The sequence below is a fragment of the Gammaproteobacteria bacterium genome (assembly GCA_003696665.1).
GTDB lineage: Bacteria > Pseudomonadota > Gammaproteobacteria > Enterobacterales.
This window is the reverse complement of the sequence record RFGJ01000337.1, coordinates 1-4,693: the sequence shown is the minus strand read 5'-3', so window position 1 is coordinate 4,693 and position 4,693 is coordinate 1. Positions and strand designations below refer to the sequence as shown.

General features: G+C 48.7%; 5 protein-coding genes. All 5 read left to right on the top strand.

All coding sequences use genetic code 11. From position 1 onward, the window contains the following. Positions 1–276: 276 nt before the first annotated feature. Complete coding sequence (locus tag D6694_08855) at positions 277–735, top strand: tryptophan-rich sensory protein (protein ID RMH41518.1); 459 nt, start codon at positions 277–279, stop codon at positions 733–735. A gap of 253 nt (positions 736–988) precedes the next feature. Then, on the top strand, positions 989–2,035 hold the full coding sequence (locus D6694_08850) for a cobalamin B12-binding domain-containing protein (GenBank protein RMH41517.1): 1,047 nt from the start codon (positions 989–991) through the stop codon (positions 2,033–2,035). Position 2,036: 1 nt separating this feature from the next. Beyond that, positions 2,037–3,155 (top strand): FtsX-like permease family protein, encoded by a 1,119-nt coding sequence (locus tag D6694_08845; protein RMH41516.1) that lies wholly within the window; start codon positions 2,037–2,039, stop codon positions 3,153–3,155. A 16-nt stretch (positions 3,156–3,171) separates the two neighbouring features. After that, complete coding sequence (locus D6694_08840) at positions 3,172–3,891, top strand: ABC transporter ATP-binding protein (GenBank protein RMH41515.1); 720 nt, start codon at positions 3,172–3,174, stop codon at positions 3,889–3,891. Further along, on the top strand, positions 3,888–4,693 hold an 806-nt coding region (locus D6694_08835; GenBank protein RMH41514.1), incomplete at its 3' end, for a biotin/lipoyl-binding protein. The genes D6694_08840 and D6694_08835, both read left to right, overlap by 4 nt.

Below are 4,693 nucleotides of genomic sequence, written 5' to 3'. Positions count from 1 at the left end.
TTTCTATTCCTATTTTGCATTAAGAAAGATAACCATTGCATAAGGTCAGGCGTTTAAAATTTTGCCGTACAAGATGCCTTAAGTCGGCGGTGGTTTGAAGAGTTATTGAAGTTGTGTTCAAAAATGAGATAGAGTGACACGTCTCTTGTGAACAAGGGCCGTTATAAGTTCTACAATCAAAGGATCTCATTGACAGAAGTTTTTAATATATCTATATTGAAAATGAAAAGGGAAATATCAACAATTGAGCAGGTACAAGGTTAGGGACTATAACAAATGATTTATAGAATTATTATATTTTTGGTGCTCAATTTTGCAGCACTTATAATAGGAGCATCATTTACAAATGGTGGGGCACAGTCTAATTGGTATTTGGGACTTGCTAAAGCCCCATGGACACCTCCTGGTCCGGTCTTTGGAATCGCATGGACTACTATCATGATTTGTTTTAGTGTTTACATGGCATATTTATGGCCAGCTATTGATAACAAGAATTTTCTAATTGGTTTATATATCGTTCAATGGATATTAAATGTAGGATGGAACCCCACTTTCTTCTATTACCACAATGTTTTTGCAGGGCTACTTCTAATAAGCGGACTTACCGTTTTAATTGGATTCTTCACCTTCTTTTATTGGCCTGAATTGAAACTCAAATCAATGCTAATACTTCCATATTTTATTTGGTTATTAATTGCTACATCATTAAACGGTTACATTTTTTTTAAAAATTAAATTGAATTTGGAAATGAACAATGTCTAACATAAGCCACGCAGAATTAAATCCCAATTTAGCCAATCTATTATGTTTATTAATAAAATCGCGTATAACAAAATATTCTAGCAGACCAGTTCACGCGTCGATTCAATTTCCAAAAGTGTATCGGTATAGCACAGCCATGGGCCGGCGGCTTAATGTTGACCTTTGCTGGATAAAAACGAACCATAAACGAACTGCGCTTCAGGCGAATAATATGAAGGTTTCATTATGACGACCATGTTATCCGAGTCCGCCTCGCACCTCTTTACGGCTGAGTTCAAGCAGCTTTCGGCCCTTGTTCAGAAACGGATAGAAGTCGAGTGGGATTACCATCAGCGATCGAAGGACACTGGGATCGGTCTTCCGGAACTGTTGGTGTACGCCGACAAATTTGGGCAAATGCTTAAGGTTGTGTATCGATATTCGCTTTTGAAAGCTTTTCAGGAGGAAGCAAATTGGTATGCAACGACCTTCTCAGCGCGAGGTTCAGGGCATCTGCTGTTTGCGGCCTTGTTGGAAAGCTGGATTGTAGCAATTGAAGGTGTGATCAAGCCGCCCGAATGCAACGAACTGGCCGCACCTTTGCAACAGTTACACCAGGAGCTGCCAGAAATCATTGCACAAAACGCAGATTCAATACGCGAATTGAATGCCGGGCCGGTTTCTCCGCTGGTAGCGTGTCTCCTTCGTGGTGATATATCAGGCGCCCGAGACATTGTTTCAGGTCTTGTCGACCAGGGACGCTCGCTTGACCGGCTGATCATCGATTTGATCCTGCCGGCTATGGCTGAAGTTGGATTGCGCTGGGAACTGCATACGGTAGAAATTTACCAGGAACATCTGGCAACCGAGGCAGTCCGATCTCTTTTGGTATGGATAGCAGAGATGAAGCAGGATGTCCAACCATCGCCACCTACAGCACTGATATCTTGCGTGCCCGGTGACGAACACGACCTCGTGCCCCTTGCGCTGTGGGCCTATCTGGAAGTTCGTGGTTGGTCTGCCAGGAATCTTGGTAAAAGCCTCCCTGCGGATCAGATTGCCCGAGCGGTGGCCGATCTGGATCCAGATACGCTTTTCCTGGTGCAAACGCTGTTATCCCAATTGGATGATGCACTGAAAACAATCGATTTGGTCCACACACTATGCGGGGATTGTCAGATCGTGGTAGGTGGCAGGGGGGCAGAAGCCGCCCGCGAAATTCTGGAAAACGCTAATGCAATTGTTGTAAACAACTTTGACGAGGCGTGCCGAATCTCGGAAAGAAAGGGATAGTATGCGTATTCTCACTGCCTTCCGCATGGTCATTCACGACCGTTCTTCTACTGCCGGTGCTCTGCTAGGTGTGGTGGCCATTGTGTTCCTTGTAGGTCAACAACTCTCCGTGCTCTTCGGGTTGCTTAATTACATGTCGGTCCTGGTGGACCATAGCAATGCGGATGCCTGGGTGATGAGCAGCAACATCCGCAATGCGGATGCCGGTAACCTGATTTCAGGACAATATATCGATCGAATCATCGGCCTTCCTGAAGTGGAATGGGCCGAGCCCGTGTTGATCGGTAACGGGCTATTTCGGACTGCGGATGGTTCCTACGAGTCGGTCCGTGTCATCGGAACAAGACGGCCTCGACTTTCACTTGGCCCCTGGCAGTTTATCAAGGCTGACGAACGCGCCCTTCTTGATCTTGAAGCGGTAACCGTTGACAGGCTTGATTTGGCCAAACTCGGGAATCCCGTATTGGATCAGATAACGGAAATAGGTGACCGTCGCGTTCGCATCGGCGCGATTACTGAGGGGGCTCGCGGATTTCAGGGGACCCTTGTCTTTGCTTCGATTGACAAGGTGAAAGAGATTGCCCGCACCCCACCGGGGCGTTACTCGGCCATACTGGTCCGCTTTAAAAAAGCACCCGACCAACAGACCATGGCCCATCTCCGCGCTGTACTGCCGAAGTGCTCAGTGTATTCCACGAAAGAGCTATCAGGAATGACAAAGAAGTATTACATTGCTAACACCGGTATTGGTGGCAGCTTCGGCTTTTCCACAGTCATCGCAGTCCTTATTGGAGTAGTGATCATCACTCTGACCATGTATACCAGCGTTCTGGGCCGCGCCAGAGACTTTGCCGTAATGAGGGCGATTGGGGGACGGCGCCGGGATATTGCTGTGGTTGTTGCCTGCGAAGCACTGATTATTGCGGGCGTTGGTGTGTTCGTTGGCTTCGTTATGCTGGCGACCCTGTTTAATGCCACACGGGGATCCGCCATTCCAAGCTTCTTTCCGCTCTATCTCGCGCCGGCACTGGCGATTGGCGCGGTCCTTGTCAGCTTTATGGGTTCTTTAATTGCGCTTCGGGTGGCGCTTAAGGCAGACCCGGCATCGGTATTCCATTAATTTGGTAGGTTCAACAATGGCGACGCTACGTCTGGAAAAAATTGCGAGGGACTTCTCCGATGGCTCTCAGATGAGACGGGTGCTTTTTCCTGTTTCGACGGAATTTGAACCGGGAGAATTAACCGTACTTGCAGGCCCTTCCGGCAGCGGAAAGACTACCTTGCTTTCCATCATGGGGCTGGTCTTGCGCCCTTCAGAAGGACGCATGTTTTTTGGTGAGGAAGAGATTACCAACATGGGTGAAAACGATACCGCACACATGCGTCTCCAACGCTATGGCTTCGTTTTTCAGCAACCGATGCTGATTGAGGGTCTAAGCGTTTTGGAGAATATTTTATTGGCTTTTGCCGTTCAGGGCGGTCGGCCACCTTCCGGTTCCCGCCAAAAGGCAGAATCGATCCTGAAGCGACTGGGTCTGGGTGACAGCCTTCATATGCAGCCACGGCTCCTTTCCGGCGGAATGAAACAGCGTGCTTCAATCGCCCGCGCACTGATTAAGGATCCGGCAATTTTATTGTGCGATGAACCTACCTCCGCTCTTGATGCCGAAAGCGGTCAGACGGTCATGGAAATTCTGAAGCGAATAGCTATCGATGAGGGCCGAATCGTAGTGGTCGTATCTCATGATGCCCGCGTATTCCCCTATGCGGATCGTCTGATAAAGCTCGAGAACGGGAAAATCATCTCCGATACCCGGGAACAAATCAAATTAGAGGAAGAGGTATTGAAAGAATGAGAACGCGTACTATCATCATTGTTTTGTTAGTCATACTTGTGGCCGTATTGGGGCTCAACTATGTGCGTCTGTCACTTCTCAAAAGCGCATCGCCGCCTGAGCCAGCTCGGACACCATCCCTTGCCGATGCACCGATCAGGGTCTATGGCCGGATCGAGCCGCTGGGACGGGAGGTGTTTGTCGGCCCAGTCCAGGCAGGGCGGGTAATCAGGACATTCGTGGAAGAAGGACAGGATGTATCAGCCGGACAGCCTCTGTGCGAAATGGAGAATGACGTGGCTGCCCAGGCGCTTCAGCTTGCCATTGCACGCGTGGAGGAAGCGAAGGCTCGACTCAACCTGATTCTCGATGATCTCAAACGGAAGCGACCATTATCAGAGAACGGCGCCCTTGCCGAATTCGAGTTTAGCCAGAAGATGCTGGAATCCGAGTTACTGCGCAAGCAGATTGCCACGGCAGAAGCTGAAGTGGAATTGAAGCGCCGTGAATTAAGACTATTTACTCTTCGCTCGCCTATCGATGGACGGCTCTATAAATTTGACGTTCGTCGTGGGGAGTACCTTACTCCACAAGATGCTCAGAGAATCGTCCTCGGGAAACTCCAGAAGCAAGTACGTCTCTTTATCGAAAGCTTTTGGGTTGGGAAGGTGGCTGTCGGGGATATTTTTGTTGTGAAAGATGCAGAGAATTATCATGACCTTGGCAGGGGGAAGGTAGTCTATGTTTCCGAATATGTAGGAGCCAGAGATTTTCGCACAGAGGATCCCCGTGAGCGATTGGATACCAAGTATGTCCAGGCCAT

What these genes read in the sequence shown, in the direction of transcription:
- D6694_08840 (RMH41515.1), top strand. Translation starts at nt 3,172, where the DNA reads ATGGCGACGCTACGTCTGGAAAAAATTGCGAGGGACTTCTCCGATGGC.
- D6694_08850 (RMH41517.1), top strand. Translation starts at nt 989, where the DNA reads ATGACGACCATGTTATCCGAGTCCGCCTCGCACCTCTTTACGGCTGAG.
- D6694_08855 (RMH41518.1), top strand. Translation starts at nt 277, where the DNA reads ATGATTTATAGAATTATTATATTTTTGGTGCTCAATTTTGCAGCACTT.
- D6694_08845 (RMH41516.1), top strand. Translation starts at nt 2,037, where the DNA reads ATGCGTATTCTCACTGCCTTCCGCATGGTCATTCACGACCGTTCTTCT.